Source organism: Pseudomonas sp. P4_C3 (assembly GCF_056402075.1).
Window position 1 is genome coordinate 1 of sequence record NZ_JBFUIC010000085.1, and the last position, 19,653, is coordinate 19,653.

At 60.9% G+C, this 19,653-nt stretch carries 18 protein-coding genes; 5 read left to right on the forward strand and 13 right to left on the reverse strand.

Annotation, left to right across the window (positions count from 1 at the left end; translation table 11 throughout):
* Positions 1 to 131: 131 nt before the first annotated feature.
* The gene (locus AC1DVH_RS15570; protein ID WP_477754555.1) at positions 132 to 791 is read right to left on the reverse strand and encodes a carbonic anhydrase; all 660 of its coding nucleotides are present in this window, start codon (positions 789 to 791) and stop codon (positions 132 to 134) included.
* A 61-nt stretch (positions 792 to 852) separates the two neighbouring features.
* Entirely contained in the window at positions 853 to 1,320 is a 468-nt protein-coding gene (gene cynS / locus AC1DVH_RS15575; protein ID WP_007971791.1) for a cyanase, read from the reverse strand.
* 123 nt (positions 1,321 to 1,443) lie between these two features.
* Here cynS and cynR point away from each other — a divergent pair, with 123 nt between their 5' ends.
* Positions 1,444 to 2,325 carry a transcriptional regulator CynR gene (cynR, locus tag AC1DVH_RS15580; protein ID WP_477754556.1) on the forward strand — a complete coding sequence of 294 codons (882 nt, stop codon included), beginning with the start codon at positions 1,444 to 1,446 and terminating at the stop codon, positions 2,323 to 2,325.
* Positions 2,326 to 2,557: 232 nt separating this feature from the next.
* On the opposite strand, the gene AC1DVH_RS15585 is transcribed toward cynR, so the two are convergent.
* From AC1DVH_RS15585 to AC1DVH_RS15595, 3 genes are all read right to left on the reverse strand, one after another.
* Positions 2,558 to 2,887 carry a hypothetical protein gene (locus AC1DVH_RS15585; RefSeq protein WP_032829393.1) on the reverse strand — a complete coding sequence of 110 codons (330 nt, stop codon included), beginning with the start codon at positions 2,885 to 2,887 and terminating at the stop codon, positions 2,558 to 2,560.
* A 523-nt stretch (positions 2,888 to 3,410) separates the two neighbouring features.
* Positions 3,411 to 3,914, reverse strand: coding sequence for a GNAT family N-acetyltransferase (locus tag AC1DVH_RS15590; protein ID WP_477754557.1), 504 nt, complete (start codon positions 3,912 to 3,914; stop codon positions 3,411 to 3,413).
* A gap of 72 nt (positions 3,915 to 3,986) precedes the next feature.
* Positions 3,987 to 5,933: a DNA topoisomerase III gene (locus tag AC1DVH_RS15595; protein WP_477754558.1), complete on the reverse strand. Its 1,947-nt coding sequence runs from the start codon at positions 5,931 to 5,933 to the stop codon at positions 3,987 to 3,989.
* A gap of 255 nt (positions 5,934 to 6,188) precedes the next feature.
* On the opposite strand from AC1DVH_RS15595, the gene AC1DVH_RS15600 reads away from it, so the two are divergent.
* A complete protein-coding gene (locus AC1DVH_RS15600; protein ID WP_477754559.1) occupies positions 6,189 to 6,557 on the forward strand; it encodes a DUF427 domain-containing protein in 369 nt (122 codons plus the stop codon).
* Between the two features lie 53 nt (positions 6,558 to 6,610).
* Here AC1DVH_RS15600 and AC1DVH_RS15605 read toward each other — a convergent pair whose 3' ends face one another.
* Both AC1DVH_RS15605 and AC1DVH_RS15610 read right to left on the reverse strand, forming a co-directional pair.
* Positions 6,611 to 8,233: an MFS transporter gene (locus AC1DVH_RS15605; RefSeq protein ID WP_477754560.1), complete on the reverse strand. Its 1,623-nt coding sequence runs from the start codon at positions 8,231 to 8,233 to the stop codon at positions 6,611 to 6,613.
* A 141-nt stretch (positions 8,234 to 8,374) separates the two neighbouring features.
* Complete coding sequence (locus AC1DVH_RS15610) at positions 8,375 to 10,036, reverse strand: GMC family oxidoreductase (RefSeq protein ID WP_477754561.1); 1,662 nt, start codon at positions 10,034 to 10,036, stop codon at positions 8,375 to 8,377.
* 132 nt (positions 10,037 to 10,168) lie between these two features.
* Here AC1DVH_RS15610 and AC1DVH_RS15615 point away from each other — a divergent pair, with 132 nt between their 5' ends.
* On the forward strand, positions 10,169 to 11,071 hold the full coding sequence (locus AC1DVH_RS15615) for a LysR family transcriptional regulator (RefSeq protein WP_477754562.1): 903 nt from the start codon (positions 10,169 to 10,171) through the stop codon (positions 11,069 to 11,071).
* 133 nt (positions 11,072 to 11,204) lie between these two features.
* Here the strand turns inward: AC1DVH_RS15615 and AC1DVH_RS15620 are convergent, their stop codons facing one another.
* Both AC1DVH_RS15620 and AC1DVH_RS15625 read right to left on the reverse strand, forming a co-directional pair.
* Positions 11,205 to 12,302 (reverse strand): DNA alkylation repair protein, encoded by a 1,098-nt coding sequence (locus AC1DVH_RS15620; protein ID WP_477754563.1) that lies wholly within the window; start codon positions 12,300 to 12,302, stop codon positions 11,205 to 11,207.
* Positions 12,303 to 12,422: 120 nt separating this feature from the next.
* Positions 12,423 to 14,231 (reverse strand): monovalent cation:proton antiporter-2 (CPA2) family protein, encoded by a 1,809-nt coding sequence (locus AC1DVH_RS15625; protein ID WP_477754564.1) that lies wholly within the window; start codon positions 14,229 to 14,231, stop codon positions 12,423 to 12,425.
* 159 nt (positions 14,232 to 14,390) lie between these two features.
* Here AC1DVH_RS15625 and AC1DVH_RS15630 point away from each other — a divergent pair, with 159 nt between their 5' ends.
* Positions 14,391 to 15,305, forward strand: coding sequence for a LysR family transcriptional regulator (locus AC1DVH_RS15630; protein WP_414918781.1), 915 nt, complete (start codon positions 14,391 to 14,393; stop codon positions 15,303 to 15,305).
* On the opposite strand, the gene AC1DVH_RS15635 is transcribed toward AC1DVH_RS15630, so the two are convergent.
* The 3 genes from AC1DVH_RS15635 to AC1DVH_RS15645 all read right to left on the reverse strand — a co-directional run bounded on the left by AC1DVH_RS15635 (position 15,295) and on the right by AC1DVH_RS15645 (position 18,655).
* Positions 15,295 to 16,071 (reverse strand): substrate-binding domain-containing protein, encoded by a 777-nt coding sequence (locus AC1DVH_RS15635; RefSeq protein WP_477754565.1) that lies wholly within the window; start codon positions 16,069 to 16,071, stop codon positions 15,295 to 15,297. The genes AC1DVH_RS15630 and AC1DVH_RS15635 overlap by 11 nt on opposite strands.
* Before the next feature lie 26 nt (positions 16,072 to 16,097).
* Entirely contained in the window at positions 16,098 to 17,390 is a 1,293-nt protein-coding gene (gene tcuC / locus AC1DVH_RS15640; RefSeq protein ID WP_477754566.1) for a tricarballylate/proton symporter TcuC, read from the reverse strand.
* 191 nt (positions 17,391 to 17,581) lie between these two features.
* The gene (locus tag AC1DVH_RS15645; RefSeq protein WP_477754567.1) at positions 17,582 to 18,655 is read right to left on the reverse strand and encodes a diguanylate cyclase domain-containing protein; all 1,074 of its coding nucleotides are present in this window, start codon (positions 18,653 to 18,655) and stop codon (positions 17,582 to 17,584) included.
* A gap of 173 nt (positions 18,656 to 18,828) precedes the next feature.
* On the opposite strand from AC1DVH_RS15645, the gene AC1DVH_RS15650 reads away from it, so the two are divergent.
* Positions 18,829 to 19,167: an FKBP-type peptidyl-prolyl cis-trans isomerase gene (locus AC1DVH_RS15650; RefSeq protein ID WP_477754568.1), complete on the forward strand. Its 339-nt coding sequence runs from the start codon at positions 18,829 to 18,831 to the stop codon at positions 19,165 to 19,167.
* Positions 19,168 to 19,218: 51 nt separating this feature from the next.
* On the opposite strand, the gene AC1DVH_RS15655 is transcribed toward AC1DVH_RS15650, so the two are convergent.
* On the reverse strand, positions 19,219 to 19,653 hold a 435-nt coding region (locus tag AC1DVH_RS15655; protein WP_477754569.1), incomplete at its 5' end, for a cytochrome P450.

Sequence of the window (19,653 nt, forward strand, 5' to 3'; positions counted from 1 at the left end):
TCTCTCGGGTGATGGCGTGTTCACCGTTCGCAGCCGCATGACCCAGATCGATCTGGGCGTCAAACGCTGAGGTGGCGGAACCAGTGACCGCTGCAAGGGCGGTCACTTTTTTACGCAAACGACAGTTCTGATCAAGCGGCTTTGATCGCCTTGGCCGATACCGCACAAGTGCGCGGATGCTCGACCAGCGACACAAAGCTTCGGCTGTCGGCATCCAGCGCATCGATCGAACCGGTCTCGATGTCGTACACCCAGCCATGCAGGTTCAACAGGCCCTTTTCCTGGGCCAGTCGCACACTCGGGTGTGTCTGGATGTTGGCCAGTTGGGCGATGACATTCTCCCGAACCATCGAATTGACCTTGGCCGCCTCACTGGTGTGTGGCCGGGCTTCGTTGATCACTTTCGCCGACTCGGCATGTTGCAGCCAGCCGCTGACGGCGGGCAGGTGATCCATGCATGTGCACTTGGCCACGGCCGTCATGGCGCCGCAGTCCGAATGGCCGCAAATCACGATGTCAGTCACGCCGAGTACCGCGACGGCATATTCGACCGTGGCCGAGACACCTCCCGGATGCGGGCTGTAGGACGGCACGATGTTGCCGGCGTTACGGATCACGAACAGTTCACCGGGTTCTTGTTGGGTCAGCAGCTCCGGCACTACACGGCTGTCGGAACAGGTGATGAACAGCGTGCCCGGATGCTGGGTCGTGGCCAGGTGCTTGAACAGATCGGTGCGTTGTGGAAAGGCTTCTTTCTGGAACTTCAAAAAACCGTCGATGAGCGCTTTCATGTTCTTGTCCTCAAGGGGGAGCAGGGTGTGGCCCGCACGAGGCGTGCGAGCCGCTAGCAACTTAGAAAGGACGCAGCGGCAGGAACTTGCCGTCGAGGGTGATGACGGCGCGGGAGCCGCCTTCCGGATCTTCGACTTTCTTCATGTCGAGCTTGAAGTTGATCGCGCTGATGATGCCGTCGCCGAACTGCTCATGAACCAGGGCTTTGAGGGTGGTGCCGTAGATCTGGATCATTTCGTAGAAGCGGTAGATGGTCGGGTCGGTCGGCACGCCCGAGAGACTACCGCGCAGCGGGATGATCTGCAGCCGGGCCACGGCGTCGGCATCCAGTTCCAGCTTGTCGCCGACCACTTTGGCAGCGCTTTCAGGCAGCGGGTGTTGGCCGAGCAGGGCGGCGGTGACGTAGGCCAGGCTCAATCCGGTGCCGTCGGCCAGGTCCTGCCACGACAGGTTTTTGCGCGCCTTGGCGTCCAGGACAGAAGTGGTCAGGGCCAGGCTTGGGTCGTTGTAGGCATGGGACTGTTGCATGGTGATTCTCCTATCGGAAGGGGTGTCGCTTGGGTGTGGGGCCATCTTCTGCCGATCCATCCATAGCGTCCAAGACCGATATACAATGCAATCCATAAGTACCGCCTATAGATTGAGAATCCCATGTTGCTTCGACATTTACGTTACCTGTTGGCGGTGGCCGACCAGGGTGGATTCACCCGCGCCGCCGAAATGCTGCACGTGTCCCAGCCGACCTTGTCGCAGCAGATCCGGCAGTTGGAAGAATCCCTCGGTGTGAGCCTGTTCGACCGCACCTCGCGCACGGTCAAGCCCACCGATGCCGGCGAGGCTTACATTGAATGCGCGCGGCGGGTGTTGGTGGAACTGGAAGCGGGCAAGCGTGCTTTGCATGACGTGAAGGATTTGTCTCGCGGGACCTTGCGCCTGGCCATGACACCGACCTTCATGGCCTATCTGGTAGGGCCGCTGGTGCGCGACTACCTGGCGCGTTACCCGAACATCCATCTGGAGATTTTCGAGCTATCGATGGACGAGATCGAGGCGGGGCTGGCGGATGATTCGCTGGATATCGCGATTGCGTTTGATCAGGTGAGAAGCACCGACATCGAATCGATCCCGGCCTTTACCGAAACCCTGGGGTTGATGGTTGGGTGGGATCATCCGCTTTACGAACATCAGGACGCGTTGTCCGCAGAAGAGGTGGCTCGCCTTGAATTCGCGCTGCTGACCCCGGACTACATCACCCGGACCTGCATCGATGAGTATTTCACTCAGGCGCAGATCACGCCCAAAGTGGTGATTGAAGTGAACTCGGTCAACACGTTGCTGGAAGTCGTTCGGCACACGGCGATTGCCACCATCCTGCCGGAACCCATCGCAACCCAGGATCGGGCATTGCGCAGACTTTCCATGCTTGGTGCAGCACCGGAACGTGGGGCGGCGTTGCTGCGGCGCAATAACAACTACCACAGCGCGGCGTCATTGGCGTTTGTGGAGCTGGTGTTGGGGGCTGATTTTTCATAAGCACTACAAAACCCTGTAGGAGCCGGCTTGCCGGCGATGGACTCAAGTGCGCCGCGTTTATCCGGTTTACACGCGTTWTCGTTAACGACCATCGCTGCGATGCGGCGACCCGACAAGCCAGCTCCTACAAGAGACCGCGTGATCTTCAAACCAGTGAAAGCCCGAAAAAAAAGCCTGCTCCTTATTGGGAGCAGGCCTTGTTTATCAATAAGTCAGTAGTGACTCATTTCAATCAGTAGAACCGGTCAATCACCCGAACTTCGTTCTGATTCTGCATCGAGGCCCAGGCCTGTTTCAGGGTTTGCAGAACATTACCGATGAAGTCCTTGTCGGCCGCGGCCTTCTTGCCGACATAGCCCTGGCCGCGACGGTACATCTTCAGTCGGGCCAGCAGGTTCTGGTTGTTCTGGTCGAACTCTGCTTCATGGGCGTGCGGCGACAGGCAGTCGATATGAACCTGGCCACACTTGCTGATCCAGAGAATATGGTTGTCGTGGCTGTCTTTTTTTGCAGCGAAGATACGAGCCAGTTCATCGATAGTTGGTTGATTGTTCAGATTCATCATAAAGTCCCTTGACCAATTGGTGATCTTTCAAAGTTGATTCGCTAATACAGGTAGCCCATCGGTTAGTTGATCCCTGGCACCGAAACCAGGACGTCAGCGTTCGACCGCCTTATCGGGCGGGGTCCTGCGTCTGCTGCATGTAGTCGTGTTGAATAACTGCTACGCAATAGCGTCACAACGAAGAGAAGCGGCGAAAACCTTAAGGCCACTGCCGACGTTTTCAGGGTCGGCCACAAGCGTCATGAGGATTGCTCGCCAAGTCTTCTCGCCCTTGTACTGGACGTTCAGGCCAGGTCAGCTTCTTCAATCTGCCTTGTGGGCAGCGTGTATCCGGGAAAAACAGCTCGGCGGTCAGACGAGCTTGCTCAAACGTGTTGCCTGTACTCCCGATCGGGGAGACGTCTGCATCATGCAAGGGCAGATCGAAGGCGTCAACGGTTTTGTAGTGAATATTTTTAGTCACTACATATTGTCGGACAAAGCTGTTCGGAATTAGCGGGCGGAGTCGAGGACGTGTCGGTCAGGACGACAAAGGCGGACACTCAAAGCGGTAAAAAGTGCAGGGATGGCGGTCAACGACCTGCTGATGCACGGTGAGTCCGACAACGCTGAGCCCCGGCATCACGGCGGCCCAAAACAGGCGTGCCGGCTGGTTCGCCTCGATGTGGAAAATCTGCCATTGACCGGGGAATCGGCTCAAGAGGGTGGAAACGACAAATCGCGCGACACCCCGGCCACGCAAGCGTCGACTGATAAACAGATAGCCGATGTTGTACTCGGCACCGGGTAGGTGGGTCTGGTTATCCACGGTCGCGAAACCGGCCAGTTCTCCGTCGACCTTGATCAGGAAGGGGCGGGTGGCCGGGTTTCGCCAGTAGTCCGGCATGGGCAGGATGTTGAACAAACCGTATTCGCCCAGTTTCAGCGGCAACCATTCGCTGAAGTCGTAGGTGTAGAACTGCATCAGGTTCTCGATGGTTTCCAGCTCATCGCGTTGGGCGGCGTGCAGTTCTATCGAAGACATAAGGGTTGGCTCCAGATACGCCGGGGCGGGTACACCCTTCATTATGGTTGGCCACAAGGTTCGGTGTCGGGTTCAGGTATTGCTTGCCGGTTTTGCCCTGCGCTTGGTGCCGTTCGCTGGTTTACGCGGGGCGCCTTTACGTTTTTTCTTCCAAGAGGCTGCGGCGGAGCCGGTGGGCGGCGGGCCGCTGATGGTCATGCTCAGCCCGGCGCAACGGCTGACCTGCTTGCTCATCCATGCCGCCTGTTTGGTGACGAATTCTTCCAGGCTCATTTCCCCGCTTTGCACCATGTCCAGGGCCTGCTCCCAGATCGCCGTGGTGCCCGGATCGGCGATGGCCCGCGGTACGGCGTCGATCAGGCTGAACGCGGCTGGCGTCGCGGCCAGGGCCTTGCCGTTCTTGACCAGGTAACCACGGTCGAGCAGGCCCTGGATGATCGACGCGCGAGTCGCTTCGGTGCCGATGCCGGTGGTGTCCTTGAGCTTTTGCTTGAGCAGCGGGTCTTCCACCAGTTTGGCGACGTTCTTCATGGCCTTGATCAGATCGCCTTCCGTGAACGGCTTTGGCGGTTGCGTCCAGAGGTCTTTGAGTTGCACGCCGGCCACTGCGCAATCGATGCCTTCGGCCAGGTTGGGCAGGGTCTGCGGCGCGGGAGCTTCGCGCCCCTTGGCCGGAGCCAGCGCTTCGGGCAGGGCGCGTTTCCAGCCTGGCTCGATGATCTGCTTGCCGACAGCGCGCAAGGCCTCGCCGGCGCAGTCGAAGTCGGCCTGGGTGCGGTCGTATTCGTGATTGGGCAGGAACTGCGCCAGGTATCGCGCGCGGATCAGGGTGTAGACCGCGCGCTGTTTGCCCGCCAGCTTGTCGAGATTTTTCGCCGCAGCGGTGGGGATGATGCCGTGGTGTGCGCTGACCTTGGCATCGTTCCAGGCCCGTGAGCGCCGTTGCGGATCAAGGTGATCGTGCAAGGCGCTCAACGCCGGATCGGCCTGGCGCAACGCCGCCAGAATGGCCGGCGCTTCGCTGTGCTGGCTGAGGGGTAAGTAGCCGCAATCACTGCGCGGATAGGTAATGACTTTGTAGGTTTCGTACAGCGCCTGGGCGATGTCGAGGGTTTCCTGGGCGCCGAGGCCGAGCTTCTTCGAGCAGACCTCCTGCAGGGTGCCCAGATCGAACGGCAGCGGGGCCACTTCGCGCATCCGCTCGGTGCGCAGTTTGATCACCCGCGCACTGGCCGCGCCGCTCATGGCGGCCGCCGCTTGTTGCGCCAGCGCCTGATTCAGGCAGCGGTCCTGATCGTCGCAAAGGTCCGATGCCGCGCGCCATTGAGCGGTGAACGCAGTGCCGTTGTGCAGCAGTTGCACATCGATGGCCCAATAGGCGACGGGCACAAAGTCGGCGATGCTGCGATCGCGATCCACCACCAGGCGCAAGGTCGGCGTTTGCACCCGGCCGACCGGCAACACGCCTTGGTAACCGGATTGGYGCCCCAGCAGGGTGAACAGCCGACTCATGTTCATGCCGATCAGCCAGTCGGCCCGGGAACGCCCCAGGGCCGAGTGATAGAGGCTGAAGGTCTCGTTCCCCGGTTTAAGTGCCGCCAGGGCCTTGCGAATGGACGCATCGTCCAGCGCCGACAACCAGAGGCGGCGGATCGGCCCGCGATAGCGGCAATGCTCCACCAGTTCCCGGGCGATCATCTCGCCCTCGCGGTCGGCGTCCGTCGCAATGATCAGTTCGGACGCTTCACCGAGCAGACGCTTGACCGCCTTGTATTGGCTGGCGGTGCGCGGCTTGACGGTCATTTTCCACTTTTCGGGAATGATCGGCAGGTCCGCCAGCACCCAGCGCTTGTAGCGTGCGTCGTAGGCGTCCGGCGGTGCGGTTTCCAGCAGGTGGCCGATGCACCAGGTCACCGTGACATCCGTTCCCAGCCAGCAGCCATCGCCCCGGCGCCTGGCGCCGAGGACTGCCGCGATGTCTTTGGCCTGGGAAGGTTTTTCACAGAGGTACAGCCGCATAACCACCATCGTCGATCAATGTGCGAGAGGTGCACAGAATGGCGCTTGATGGACGATGGAGCAATCTTTATCTGTATGGATGTACAGCTTGGTGTGTCGCTCCCGTTCGGCTGCGAAGCCGTCGCGAGGGTGAAACTTGGGTTATACCTGATAAATCGTGGTCTCAGGTTTTGGGGCTGCTGCGCAGCCCATCGCGGGCAAGCCACGCTCCTACAACGATTTGCAGGTCCATCACCGTCATGAGGAACGCATTCCATGAAAAGCTCCGGTCCTAGCCCTGTCATCACCATCGCCGAGCAGCCTGGCTGTCTGCTGGTGAGATTTCACGGCATTCAAGTGGCGGCCTCGGCGCGAGCCCTGGTGTTGCTGGAGGCCAACTACCCGCCGGTGTACTACGTGCCGCGAGAGGATATCGACGAGAAGTATTACGCCCGCACCGACCACACCAGTTATTGCCCGTACAAGGGCGATGCCAGCTATTTCAGTTTGCAGGTGTCAGGGCATGAAGGTGCCAATGCGGTGTGGAGTTACGAGGACCCCAAGGTGTCGGTAGAACAAATCCGCGGGTACATGGCGTTCTATCYGGATCAGGTGAAGTTCGAACTGCTCGATGCCGAAGTTTGATTGTGGCTGATAGCCGCGACGAGGGACCCGCTCCCTCGTCGCGAGCAATGACCTCAGTTCTTGTCGAGATCCACGTTGCGCGTCTCACGCAGGCAGATCATCCCCACCACCAGGCTCACCCCGGTGATCACCACCGGATACCACAGCCCGTAGAAGATGTCCCCGGTGTACACCACCAGCGCGAACGACACTGTCGGCAAAAAGCCGCCGAACCAGCCGTTGCCGATGTGATAGGGCAGGGACATCGAGGTGTAGCGGATGCGGGTCGGGAACAGTTCGACCATCAGCGCCGCCAGCGGGCCGTAGCACATCGCGGAAATAATGATCAGCGCGACAATCAGCGCCACGATCATCGGTTTGTTGATTTGCTGCATGTCCGCCTGTTGCGGGTAACCGGCGAGGGTCACGGCACCGCGCAAGGCGGCTTCGTCGAAACCATCGATCTTCACGTCACCGACGCTCACCTGCACGCCGCTGCCGGCCGGGGCCGCTGTGCTCTGGTACGGCAGGCCCTGCTTGACCAGGAAGGTCTTGACCTTGTCGCACGGGCTGTCGAATTTCGCCTTGCCCACCGGGTCGAACTGGAAGGTGCAGGTGGCCGGGTCGGCCATTACGGTGATCGGTGCCTGGCGACTGGCCTGGTCGATGGCCGGGTTGGCGTAGTGGGCCAGGGTCTTGAAGATCGGGAAGTACAGCGCGGTGGCCAGCAGCAGGCCGAGCATCAGCACCGGCTTACGCCCGACCTTGTCCGACAGCCAGCCAAAGAAAATGAAGAAAGGGGCGCCGATGGTCACGCTGACAATCAGCAGACCGTTGGCCACCGCCGGGTCCATTTTCAGGAACTGGGTGAGGAAGAACAGCACATAGAATTGCGCGGCGTAGAAGGTCACCGCTTGCCCGGCATTGATGCTGAACAGCGCGATCAGCACCACCTTGAGGTTTTCCCATTTACCGAAGGAGTCGCGAATCGGCTGTTTGCACAACTTGCCTTCTTCTTTCATTTTCACGAAGGCCGGCGACTCGTGCAGGCTCATGCGAATCCAGGTTGAGATGCCCAGCAGCACGATGGAAAACAGGAACGGAATACGCCAGCCCCAGACTTCGAACTGATCGCCGGTGAAGTAGCGGCAGCCCAGTACCACCAGCAGCGACAGCAGCAGGCCCAGGGTCGCGGTGGACTGAATCCAGCTGGTGTGGAAGCCCCGCTTGCCGACGGGCGCGTGTTCGGCGACATAGGTCGCGGCGCCGCCGTACTCACCGCCCAGGGCCAGGCCCTGGAGCATGCGCAACACCACCAGGATGATCGGCGCAGCGATGCCGATACTGGCGTAGGTCGGCAGCAATCCGACGCAGAACGTTGCCAGGCCCATGAGAATGATGGTGGCGAGGAAGGTGTACTTGCGTCCGATCATGTCCCCCAACCGACCGAATACCAGCGCACCGAACGGCCTGACGATGAAGCCGGCGGCGAAGGCCATCAGCGCGAAGATGAACGCTGTGGTGTCGTTTACCCCGGCGAAAAACTGCTTGCTGATCACCGCCGCGAGGGCGCCATAGAGGAAAAAGTCGTACCACTCGAAGACCGTCCCGAGGGACGAGGCAAAGATGACTTTCTGGGTTTCCTGACTGGTGCCCGCGCTGCGCACGGCTTCCAGGGACTGAACGTGTTCTGACATACCGGTATCCCTCACAGTGATTGTTTTTGTTGTTCCACTGGTGTTGCGTGTTCCTTGCAGGGGTGATGCTCGATGTCCGTGAATCTAATGCGGTCCTTGTAGGAGCGAGCCTGGTCGCGATGGCGTCGTTCCATTCAACGTTTATACTGGCTGATCCACCGCTTTCGCGAGCAGGCTCGCTCCTACAGGGATTGTGTTTGCAGTGGAGTTGAGGATCATTTGCGCAGCCTTCTCGGCAATCATCAGTGTCGGCGAGCAGGTGTTGCCCGAGGTGATGCGCGGCATGATCGAGGCGTCGGCGATGCGCAGGCCGGGGATGCCATGGACCATGAGCTGCGCATCGACCACGGCGTCGGCGTCGTTGCCCATGCGGCAGGTGCCCACCGGATGGAAAATCGTGGTGCCGATCCGCGCGGCGGCTTCGTGCAGCTGTTCTTCGTTTTGCAGGCTGTCACCGGGCAGATATTCCACGGGATTGAAGGGTCGCAGGGCCGGCGCGGCGACGATGCGCCGGGTCAGGCGAATGGCATCGGCGGCGACCCGCAGGTCTTCCGGGTGGCTCAGGTAATTGGGTTGAATCAGCGGTGCTTCTTGCGGGTTGGCCGAGCGGATATCGACTCGGCCACGGCTTTGCGGACGCAAATCGCAGACCGAAGCGGTGAACGCCGGGAACGCATGCAGCGGTTCGCCAAAGCGCTCCAGCGACAGCGGTTGTACGTGATATTCGAGGTTGGCTGAAGTCTGCTCCGGCCCCGAGCGGGCAAAGGCGCCCAACTGGCTCGGCGCCATGGACAGCGGACCGCTGCGGTCATACAGGTAGCGCAGGCCCATGCCCATCTTGCCCCACAGGCTGCCGGCAATCTGGTTCAGGGTGCGGGCATTTTCCAGCTTGTAGATCAGCCGCAGTTGCAGGTGATCCTGCAAGTTACCGCCGACACCGGGCAGTTCATGGGCGACACCGATGCCCAGCCGTTCCAGCAGCGGACGCGGGCCGATGCCGGAGCGTTGCAGGATGCTCGGCGAACCGACCGAGCCGGCACACAGGACAATCTCCTTGCGCGCCTTGAAGGTCTTCGACTGGCCTTGCCAGCGGGCGCTGACCGCCGAGGCGCGGCCATTGTCCAGCAGCACGCGATCGACTTCGACACCGGTCAGTACGGTGAGATTCGGACGCTGGCGAATGGGTTTTAGAAAGGCCTTGGACGCGTTCCAGCGGATGCCGGCCTTCTGATTGACCTGGAAATAGCCGCAACCTTCGTTGTCGCCCTGGTTGAAGTCATCGATGCTGGCGATGCCGCTTTGTTCGGCGGCGCTGCGGAAGGCGTCGAGAATCGGCCACGACAGGCGCTGGCGTTCGACTCGCCATTCGCCCGCGGCACCGTGAAATTCGGCGGCGCCGGCAAAGTGGTTTTCACTCTGCTTGAACAGCGGCAACACGTCCTGCCAGCTCCAGCCGGGGTTGCCGTCGGCGGCCCAGCGGTCGTAGTCAGCGKCCTGGCCACGCATGTAGATCATGCCGTTGATCGATGAGCAACCACCCAGCACCTTGCCGCGCGGGTAGCTCAGGGCGCGGCCTTGCAGGCCCGGTTGCGCTTCGGTCTTGAAGCACCAGTCGGTGCGCGGGTTGCCGATGCAGAACAGGTAGCCCACGGGGATGTGAATCCACGCGTAGTTGTCTCGGCCACCGGCTTCGAGCAACAACACACGATGTTGCGGGTTGGCCGACAGTCGATTGGCCAGCAGACACCCGGCCGGCCCGGCCCCGACCACGATGTAATCGTATTCATCCAGGGGAGTCTGCATCCCTGACCTCGTTTTGTTGTTCTTGTTGTCTGTCATCCTAGTTGTTAGCTTTCGTCAAAAGAATGTTAGTTTTTGCGCAGCCGCTGTGCGTTTTTAAACAGCATCCCGAACAGCAAAGAACAAGGACGATTCATGTTCGACTGGAATGACCTGCGGTTTTTTCTCGAATTGCAGCGCAGCGGGCGTTTGCTCACGGYCGCCCGCCGCCTGAACACCACCCATGCCACCGTGGCGCGGCACATCGAGGCCATCGAAAAGAGCCTCGGCACGGCGTTGTTCGTTCAACATGCCCAGGGATATGAGATGACCCCGGCGGGCGAGGCGTTGCTTAAACACGCCGAGGCGATGGAGAACGTGGCGTTGCTGGCCCAGGAGGAAATCACCCAGTCCACCGCGCCGCTGGGCAAGATCCGCGTCGGGGTGACCGAAGGGCTGGGCATCATGTTCCTCGCCAGTCGCATGAACGGCTTGTTCGAACGCTATCCGGGGCTGGAAGTGGAGCTGGTGGCGGTGCCGCGTTTTGTCAGCATCCTCAACCGCGAGGCGGAAATCAGCATCCACCTTGAGCGCCCGGCGGCTGACATGCTGGTCACCCGCAAACTCACCGACTATCGCCTGGCGTTGTATGCCAGCCAGGACTACCTCGATCGTTCGCCGCCATTGCGCAGTCGTGAGGACCTGGGGCGTCATGCGTGGATCGGCTACGTCGACGATCTGCTGTTCAGCCAGGAACTGATGTTCCTCAACAGCTTCTGCCGCAACCCGCAGGTGGTGTTTCACAGCACCAGCGTGATCGCCCAGCAACAGGCGGCGCGCTCAGGCCTGGGGATTGCCGTGCTGCCGTGCTACATGGCCAGTGCTGATCCCGGTCTGGTGCCATTGTTGCCGGACGAAAGCATCCAGCGCAGCTACTGGATCAGCACGCGTCGCGAGCTGCACAAATCGGTGCGGTTGCGGGTGTTGTGGGATTATGTGGTGGAGATGTGTGAGCGTGAGCAGGGGTTGCTGCTCGGTCCAGCCTCTTACGGCGCCTGAGCGGACGCCATCGCGAGCAAGCTCGCTCCCACAGGTTTTTGTGTTGTTCACACCAACTGTGTAACACAGCAACACCCTGTGGGAGCGAGCTTGCTCGCGATGGCGGCGGCACATCCAATATCCATCCCGAGCTTCAAGCAACAATCTCGAACGCGGTACTGGCCAGCCTTTCACCATTGACCATGACATGCACCGCATGGCGCCCTGCATAATGCCGGCGGGTGGTGAGTTCCTTGATCTGCTGACCACGGCTGACGGCTTCGATGGCATTGCCCGGCAGCGTCAGCGCCTTGAGTTTGAATACCTTCGCCGAGGTGCTGCCGTTGGCCTTGACGTAATCGATGGCGTAGTCGATCACCAGGCGTTGGCTGCTTTGAACGGTGGATTTGACGGCAAACGACAGGGTGATTTTTTCTCCCAGGCTAATCACCGGCGGTTCGACTTTCACATCGACGATCTCGACTTCAGGCTTGCCGCCCGCGCCGATGATCGCCAGTGCCCGCGGGTTGCCCTGTTTGATCAGGCTGCGCAGGGCGTGCCTGGCGATCCATGCGGTGTGCCTGTTGTCCAGCGCCCAGCCTTCGATCAGGTCCAGCACCCAATCGGAGTGATCCTTGGTGATGTCGTTGAGGTGGTTGGCCACGGATTTGCGTACATACAGGCTGGTGTCGGCCTTGAGGTTGTCGAGGATGTTCGCGGCGAGTGTCGGATCGGCCTGGATGGGCTCCAGCCGGAATGACCAGGGCAGGCGCGGCCGGCATCCTTCGCTGGCCAGGCGCCGCACATGCTCGTTGTCGTCCAGCGACCAGGCATGCATCAGCTTGAGCGAGCGCTTGAGGTCACTGCGCAGAAAGTGACGGATCGCGAATTCCGAAGAGCCAAAAGCGGTGAAGTACTTCAGCGCGTCCATCGACTGATCGAACGCATGGGCGCCGTAGCTGGCGACGTAGTGCGGCAGGCACATGCTGACGAAGCCGCTGTTGAGGCGCGGGGCGAGGGCGCGCAGCACTTGCAGCGACGCTTCATAGTCCAGCGGCAACACCGCGTGCAGGCATTCGCTGACCCGGGCCATGCGCTGCATGACGCTGAGGTCTGCCAGGCCGGACTGGGCCAGCTTCAGGAAGCGCCTGGCCTCGAATGGCGGATAGATCGCGGTCATTTCGCTGGCGATGTGCTGGAGGCGCTCGGTGTTGAAGATTTCCTTCAGGGCGGGGGCAGGTTGGTCAGTCATGGTGGTTCCCTGGCAATTGTTGTTGATCCATCACACCGCGTCATCGTTCATCGCGAGCAGGCTCGCTCCTACAGAAGAGCGTGTGAGCAGCCTGCTCGCGAAGGGGCCCTCAAATTCACCTCATTTTGTGCCCGCTTGCTCTTGCAGTTGATCCGACTCGAATAACCTGGCCAGTTCGACCCGCGCTTCCTGCGCGGTCTGCATCACTTTCACTGCGTCGTCATACACCGCGTGCTGGGCTTCAAGCACCTCTTCGTCATGCTGCTTGAAGCGTTTGATTCGCGCATCCGCCTGGGCCTGGGTCAGACCCAGCCCGATCAGGGTTCGCCGGCTCATTTCCAGGCTCGAATGGAAGGTTTCGCGCACGGCGTGAGCGCCGACGTCCATCAGCCGGTGCACATGCTGACGGTTACGGGCACGGGCGATGATTTTCATCTGCGGGTAGAGCTTGCGCACCAGTTCGGCGGTCTTGATGTTGGTGTCCGGGTCGTCGGTGGCGATCACGAAATACTCGGCTTCCCCGACCTTGGCCGCGCTGAGGATTTCCGGGCGCATCGGGTCGCCGTAGAACACCGGCACGCCACCAAAGCTGCGGGACAGCTCGATGGTTTCCACCGAGGTGTCGAGGGCCACGAATTTGATGTTCTGTGCGCGCAAAATCCGCGCAATGATCTGGCCCATGCGACCCATGCCGGCGATCACCACCCGTGGCGCGTCGGTGTCGATTTCGCGGAACTTCTCCGGTACTTCCACCGGTTGCACTTTCGGGCTGACCAAGCGTGCGCAAAGCAGCAGCAACAGCGGCGTCACGGCCATGGACAGGGTGATGGTCAACACCAGCAAGTCATACAGTTGCGCCGCGAACAGCCCGTGATCGCGACCGATCTTGAACACCACAAAGGCAAATTCACCACCGGCCGCCAACACGATACCCAGGCGGATCGCACTGACCTTGTTCAAGCCGCCGGCCAGGCGCCCGACAATAAACAGCAGCGGCAGTTTGATCGCGATCAGCAGCAGAGTCAGGCCCAGCACTGCGACCGGTGTGCTCAGCAACAGGCTCAGGTTCGCACCCATGCCGACGCTGATGAAAAACAGCCCGAGCAACAGGCCCTTGAACGGTTCGATCTGGGCTTCCAGTTCATGGCGATACTCGGAGTCCGCCAGCAGCAGGCCGGCGAGGAATGCACCCAGGGCCATGGAAATACCGGCCAGCTCCATCAACCATGCCGTGCCGATCACCACCAGCAACGCCGTGGCGGTGGAGACCTCTGGCAACGCGGTTTTGGTCACCACGCGAAACACCGGTCGCAGCAGATAGCGCCCGCCGATCACCACCACCGCAATGCTGCCCAAGACTTGCAGGCCATGGTTCAGGTCTTCACTGGGGGTGGTGCTGTGATCGCCGCCGGCCAGCAACGGCACCATGGCGATCAAGGGGATTGCGGCGATGTCCTGAAATAACAGAATCGCGAACGCCAGTCGCCCGTGGGGGCTGGTCAGTTCCTTGCGTTCAGCCAGGCTTTGCAGGCCGAAGGCCGTGGACGACAGCGCCAGGCCCAGGCCCAGGACGATTGCGGTGTTCAGCGGCTGGCCAAAGCCCCACAGCGCCACCACGCCAATCACCGAGCCGGTCATCAGCACTTGCGCCAGACCCACGCCGAACACTGATTTGCGCATCACCCACAAGCGTCGCGGCGACAGCTCCAGGCCGATGATGAACAACAGCAACACCACGCCGAGTTCGGAAATGTTCGCCACGCTTTGCGGGTTGTCGATCAGGCCCAGCACCGACGGGCCGATGATCACTCCGGCGAACAGGTAGCCCAGCACCGCCCCCAGTTGCAGGCGCTTGGCCAATGGAACGATGAGCACGACCGCCATCAGAAATACGACAGCAGCTTGTAGCAGGTTGCCTTCATGGGGCATGAGAAAACTCCAGGACTCGGTACAGCGGGGGTGACAAGAATAAAGGCTGGGCCCTTCGGCGTCAGCAAAACGCTCGGGCTCAGATGTTACAGTTTGCATTAATTAGTTACATTTATAGAATTAGCTGATCAATCCAACTGTCCCTCTCGAGTAGCCCCCATGGCGATCAACTTCGACCTCAACGATCTGCAAGCCTTCCGTGCCGTGGTCGAGCAGGGCAGCTTTCGCAAGGCCGCCGATACGGTGCGTATTTCCCAGCCAGCCTTGAGCCGGCGCATTGAAAAACTCGAAGACGCCCTCGGCGTGCGGCTGTTCGAGCGCACCACGCGCAAGGTCAGCCTGACCCAGGCCGGCCGCGGTTTCATGCCCAGCGTCGAACGCCTGCTGGACGATCTGGACGTGGCGTTGCTGGGCATCAGCGAAGTCGCTTCGACCCGGCTCGGCCATGTCACGGTCGCCTGTGTACCCTCGGCGGCGTATTACTTCATGCCGCGAGTGATCGCGCACTATCACCGGCAGTTTCCGCGGATCAAGGTCAAGGTGCTGGACTCCAGCGCCCACGACGTATTGAGCGCGGTGGTCAATGGCGAAGCGGATTTCGGCCTGAGTTTCATGGGCACCCTGGAAGCCGAAGTGGATTTCGAGCCCTTGGTGCAAGAGGGGTATGTCGTGGCGTGCCGGCGCGATCATCCGCTGGCGGGGCGAAGCAGTGTCACCTGGGACGAGTTCTATCAGCAGGATTACATCTCGCTGGATAAAACCTCGGGCAACCGTTTTCTGCTGGACCAGGCGCTGACCGGCGTGGTGCCGCAGCGGCCGAGCATCTGCGAAACCCGGCACGTGACCACCATGATCGGTCTGGTGGAGGCCGGGTTGGGCGTGGCGGCGGTGCCGTTGATGGCGATGCCGGCGGCGGATCATCCGATCCTGACGCGGGTGCCATTGACCGAACCGCAAGTGATGCGCAGCGTCGGTCTGATCAAGCGCCGGGGTCGAACCCTGACCCCGGCGGCATTGGAGCTGGAACGGCTGGTGGTGGAGATGAAAGTCCTGCAGCCGTCGGTCAGTGACTGACCGAGTCCAGTCCGGTCGCTTTCACGTCCGGTTGAGCCTGGGCCGAGGCCAGGTACTCCAGCAGTGCCTTGGCTTCGGCCGGGTGCTGTGCACCTACCGGGATGCCGGCGGCAAACCGGGTGACCGACTGCACCGACTCCGGAATCTTCGCCACGAAACTGACCCCCGGCACCGGCAACAGTTCGCTGACCTGCTGGAAACCCAGTTGATAGTCACCGGTGGCAACCACCGAGCCCACGGGGATTTTCGGCACCATGGTCGACTTTGGCTTGAGCTGGTCCTCGATCCCCAGGCGCTTGAACAGCTGCTGCTCGATGTACACGCCGCTGGCGCTGTCTGAGTAGGCCACTGATTTGGCGTCGAGCAGCGTCTTTTTCAGGCCCTCGACGTTGCTGATATCCGGTTTCGGCGCACCTTCGCGCACCACCAGGCCAATGCGCGAATCCGCCAGTTCGACTCTTGAAGCGGGATCGACTTTGCCTTGTTTGATCAGATCGTCCAGCGCGTAGCCGACCATGATCACCACGTCGGCTTGCTCACCCCGGGCCAGGCGATTGGGGATCGCTTCCGGGGCCTTGCCCATGGAGGGGCCGAGTGCGGTGTCGAGGGTGTTGCCAGTGGAGGCGGCGAACTTCGGGCCGAGGATCTTGTAGGCCGCCGTGAAGCCGCCGGAGGTCATCACACGGATCTCTTCAGCCTGGGCAATGCCGCTCAAGCCCAGACTGGCCACCAACGCAAGGGCGGCAAAACTGAAGGTTTTTTTCATGGTCAAGTTCTCGATAAAGGGCCGGTTCACGAGGCCACCGGTTGCAGATGGTTCGAGGCGCGTCGATAGAGCATGAGCGTCGCGCACAGCGCGCACAGGGCTGCAAAGCTCATCCAGTAACCCGGCGCCGCCTTGTCGCCGGTGTACTGGATCAGCAAGGTCGACATCGCCGGGGTGAACCCGCCGAACACGGCCGTGGCCAGGCTATAGGCGAGGGAGAAACCGGCCACCCGGACTTCCACTGGCATGATCTCCGTCAGCGCCGGGATCATTGCGCCGTTGTACAGGCCGTAGATGAACGACAGCCACAGCAACACCAGCAGCATGTGGATGAAGCTGGGCGCGTTGACCAGAAAGGTCAGCATCGGATAGGTGGTGGCGATGGCCAGCACAGCCATGACAATCAACACCGGGCGGCGACCGATTCGGTCGGACAGGGCTCCGCCAATCGGCAGCCAGATGAAGTTCGAGACGCCGACCAGCAATGTCACCAGCAGCGCATCGGACGTGCTCAGGTGCAGCACGGTTTTACCGAAGGTCGGCGCGTACACCGTGATCAGGTAGAACGCGGTGGTGGTCAGGGCGACCATCATCATGCCAGCGAACACGGTCAGCCAGTTTTGCCCCAGGGTGCGGAACACTTCACCCATGCTCGGGCGGTGTTTACGGGTGGCGAACTCTTCGGTTTCTTCCAGGTTGCGGCGCAGCAGGAAGATGAACGGCACGATCATGCAGCCGACGAAAAACGGAATCCGCCAGCCCCAATCGGCAATCACACTCGGCGCCATCCACTGGTTCAAGGCGTAACCCAGCGCGGCGGCGACGATGATCGCCACTTGCTGGCTGCCCGACTGCCAACTGGTGAAAAAGCCCTTGTGGCCGGGTGTGGCGATCTCGGCGAGATACACCGACACGCCGCCCAATTCCGCACCGGCGGAAAAGCCCTGCAGCAGCCGCCCGATCAGCACCAGGGCCGGGGCGAACAAGCCGATGGTTTCGTAGCCGGGCACCAGCACAATCRGGATGGTGCCGCTGGCCATGATCGACAGAGTCACGATCAACCCTTTGCGTCGGCCCACATCATCGATATAGGCACCCAGCACCACCGCGCCCAACGGACGCATCAGAAAGCCTGCGCCGAACACTGCGAAGGTCATCATCAGCGAGGCGAATTCGCTGCTGGCCGGAAAGAATACGGCAGCGATTTGCGTGGCATAGAAACCAAAAAGGAAGAAGTCGAACTGTTCGAGGAAGTTGCCCGAGGTGACCCGGAAAATGGCACTGGCGCGAGAGCGTCCGCGCGGGATTGAGGCTGTCATCGATAAATACTCCACCGCTTTTATGACGTGCGCTGCCTGGACGCGGCGCACGGTTCTTATTGGGGCGGATAGTGGAGCAGGGGGATCGATATGTTAATTGCATAGTTGGCATGCATTGATGTGTGAAGTGGATCAATGCATTCGTGGACGTGCTCGTGCAGTTACCGGTACAGGCACCCGTCGACGAAACGCTATTCGTTATGTGCCCGCACTACGCTCTCGGTGCCCAGCCGATACTGATTGTTCCCGCTGCGCTTGGCCTCATACATCGCCAGGTCGGCAATGTGCAGCAAGCGGTCGATGCTCGGCGCATGATCGGGGAACACGGCGACGCCGAGGCTGGTGCCGATGTGGCGCTGGTCGTTGCCGATGGTGACGGGCGGGGAGAGTTCGACGAAGATTTTCTGGCAGATGGTGCGCGCTTCGTCTTGCAGGCTTTTACCTTGGGGCAGGTCCTGGAGGATGACTACGAATTCGTCGCCGCCGATCCGGGCGACGGTGTCGGTGCCACGCAGAATGCGCTTGAGCCGTGTGGCGGTCGTGACCAGCACCCGGTCGCCCGCCGCATGACCATAGCGGTCGTTGATGGCCTTGAAACCATTGAGGTCGACAAACACCAGCGCCACCCGCGTGGCACCGGCGCGTGCCTGTTCCAGCGCTTCGGACAGGCGCTCTTCGAGCACCAGGCGATTGGGCAGGCCGGTCAGCCGGTCGTAATGGGCCAGGTGCTTGAGGTAGTTGGCCGAGGCCTTTTCTTCGGTGATGTCGCGTACCACGCCCATCATCTTGATCGTTTCGTTGTGGTCATTCTTGACCACGTTGCCGGTTTCCCGCAGCCAGCGGATCGTTCCGTCGAGCCAGACCACGCGGTACTCCTCGTCATGGTTTTCGCCGGTTTCCAGGCAACGCAGTTCGCCGGCCCGAACCCTGTGCCGGTCGTCCGGATGCACGCAGGAGCAGAACAGGGCGTAAGAGGGCATCACTTCGCCGATCTTGAAGCCGAACATGCCGAAAATTGCATCTGACCAGTACAACCGGTCGGTGTCGACATCCCAATCCCAGGTGCCGATACGAGCGAAATACTGGCTGCGTTTGAAGCGCTCGGCGTCGTCATCCTGGTGGATGCTCCGGCCTTCGGACAGGCTGTTGATGATCGCGCGATACTCCGCCAGCCGCTTGTGCAGCGAGCGTTCGCGCCAGACCAGCGCGACGATCAGGGTAAGCGTCATTGAACCAAGGATGACGCTGGTCCAGAGCAGGATCATTCGGGGGTGGCCTTCAGGGCGGTGAACCGTACGGGTAATTGTTGATTATTTTAGTTCAGTAAACAGCTTTAAACGCCGCGCGCGGAGACGGCAATGGTTGCCAATCGAGAGCAAATCTGGGAAAACGGCGCCCGTCAGGCCCTTGAGGGCGAGTGAGCATACGAGTGAATTCAATGAATGACGAGCTTCAGGTAATCGATCTGCAAGTGGGTGACGGAAAAGCCGCCATCAAAGGCGCGCTGATCACCACCCAGTACCGTGGCTGGCTGGAGGACGGGAGCGAATTCGACTCTTCCTACAGCCGTGGCAAACCCTTCCAGTGCGTGATCGGCACCGGGCGGGTCATCAAGGGCTGGGATTTGGGCATCATGGGCATGCAGGTCGGCGGCAAGCGCAAGTTGCTGGTGCCGGCGCACCTGGCCTATGGCGAACGCACCATGGGCAAGATCACGCCGAATTCGAACCTGATCTTCGAAATTGAATTGCTGGAAGTGCTGACGCGGGATGATTGACTTGAAGCTGGCTAGCCAACGCGAACGCTTGGCGCCGGTCCGTGAGTTGTCTCACCTGACCGTCGAATACCGCACTGCTTGAGCGGTTTTCGGTCGGTCACTGAACAGCGCAATCCGTCCATTCACGGACGGGCGGTAATGCCAGGTCAGGCGATCCAGTGCCGGCTTCATCGCCAGAATTTGCCGGACGGTGGCGCCAGCAATGCATAACGCCAGTCGTTGCCCCGGACATTGATGGCGCCCCGCACCAAAGGTGAAGCTGCGCCGGTTCGGGTGGTCGAGCAGGAAGGTGTCGGGGTTGTCGTTGAGCTGCGGGTCGCGATTGGCCGAGGCCAGCAGCACCAGGATCACGTCTGCGGCTTTCAGCTGCACCCCGTCAATCTCGCAGGGGGCGGCGACGAAGCGGCGGGTGTTCTGTACCGGCGGGTCGAAACGCTGCACTTCGGCCAGCAGGTCTTCGACAGGGGTTGATTCGCTGCGCAACGA

What these genes read in the sequence shown, in the direction of transcription:
- AC1DVH_RS15570 (WP_477754555.1), bottom strand. Translation starts at nt 791, where the DNA reads ATGAAAGCGCTCATCGACGGTTTTTTGAAGTTCCAGAAAGAAGCCTTT.
- AC1DVH_RS15625 (WP_477754564.1), bottom strand. Translation starts at nt 14,231, where the DNA reads ATGCCCCATGAAGGCAACCTGCTACAAGCTGCTGTCGTATTTCTGATG.
- cynR (WP_477754556.1), top strand. Translation starts at nt 1,444, where the DNA reads ATGTTGCTTCGACATTTACGTTACCTGTTGGCGGTGGCCGACCAGGGT.
- AC1DVH_RS15620 (WP_477754563.1), bottom strand. Translation starts at nt 12,302, where the DNA reads ATGACTGACCAACCTGCCCCCGCCCTGAAGGAAATCTTCAACACCGAG.
- AC1DVH_RS15635 (WP_477754565.1), bottom strand. Translation starts at nt 16,071, where the DNA reads ATGAAAAAAACCTTCAGTTTTGCCGCCCTTGCGTTGGTGGCCAGTCTG.
- AC1DVH_RS15645 (WP_477754567.1), bottom strand. Translation starts at nt 18,655, where the DNA reads ATGATCCTGCTCTGGACCAGCGTCATCCTTGGTTCAATGACGCTTACC.
- AC1DVH_RS15590 (WP_477754557.1), bottom strand. Translation starts at nt 3,914, where the DNA reads ATGTCTTCGATAGAACTGCACGCCGCCCAACGCGATGAGCTGGAAACC.
- AC1DVH_RS15605 (WP_477754560.1), bottom strand. Translation starts at nt 8,233, where the DNA reads ATGTCAGAACACGTTCAGTCCCTGGAAGCCGTGCGCAGCGCGGGCACC.
- AC1DVH_RS15650 (WP_477754568.1), top strand. Translation starts at nt 18,829, where the DNA reads ATGAATGACGAGCTTCAGGTAATCGATCTGCAAGTGGGTGACGGAAAA.
- cynS (WP_007971791.1), bottom strand. Translation starts at nt 1,320, where the DNA reads ATGCAACAGTCCCATGCCTACAACGACCCAAGCCTGGCCCTGACCACT.
- AC1DVH_RS15630 (WP_414918781.1), top strand. Translation starts at nt 14,391, where the DNA reads ATGGCGATCAACTTCGACCTCAACGATCTGCAAGCCTTCCGTGCCGTG.
- AC1DVH_RS15585 (WP_032829393.1), bottom strand. Translation starts at nt 2,887, where the DNA reads ATGAATCTGAACAATCAACCAACTATCGATGAACTGGCTCGTATCTTC.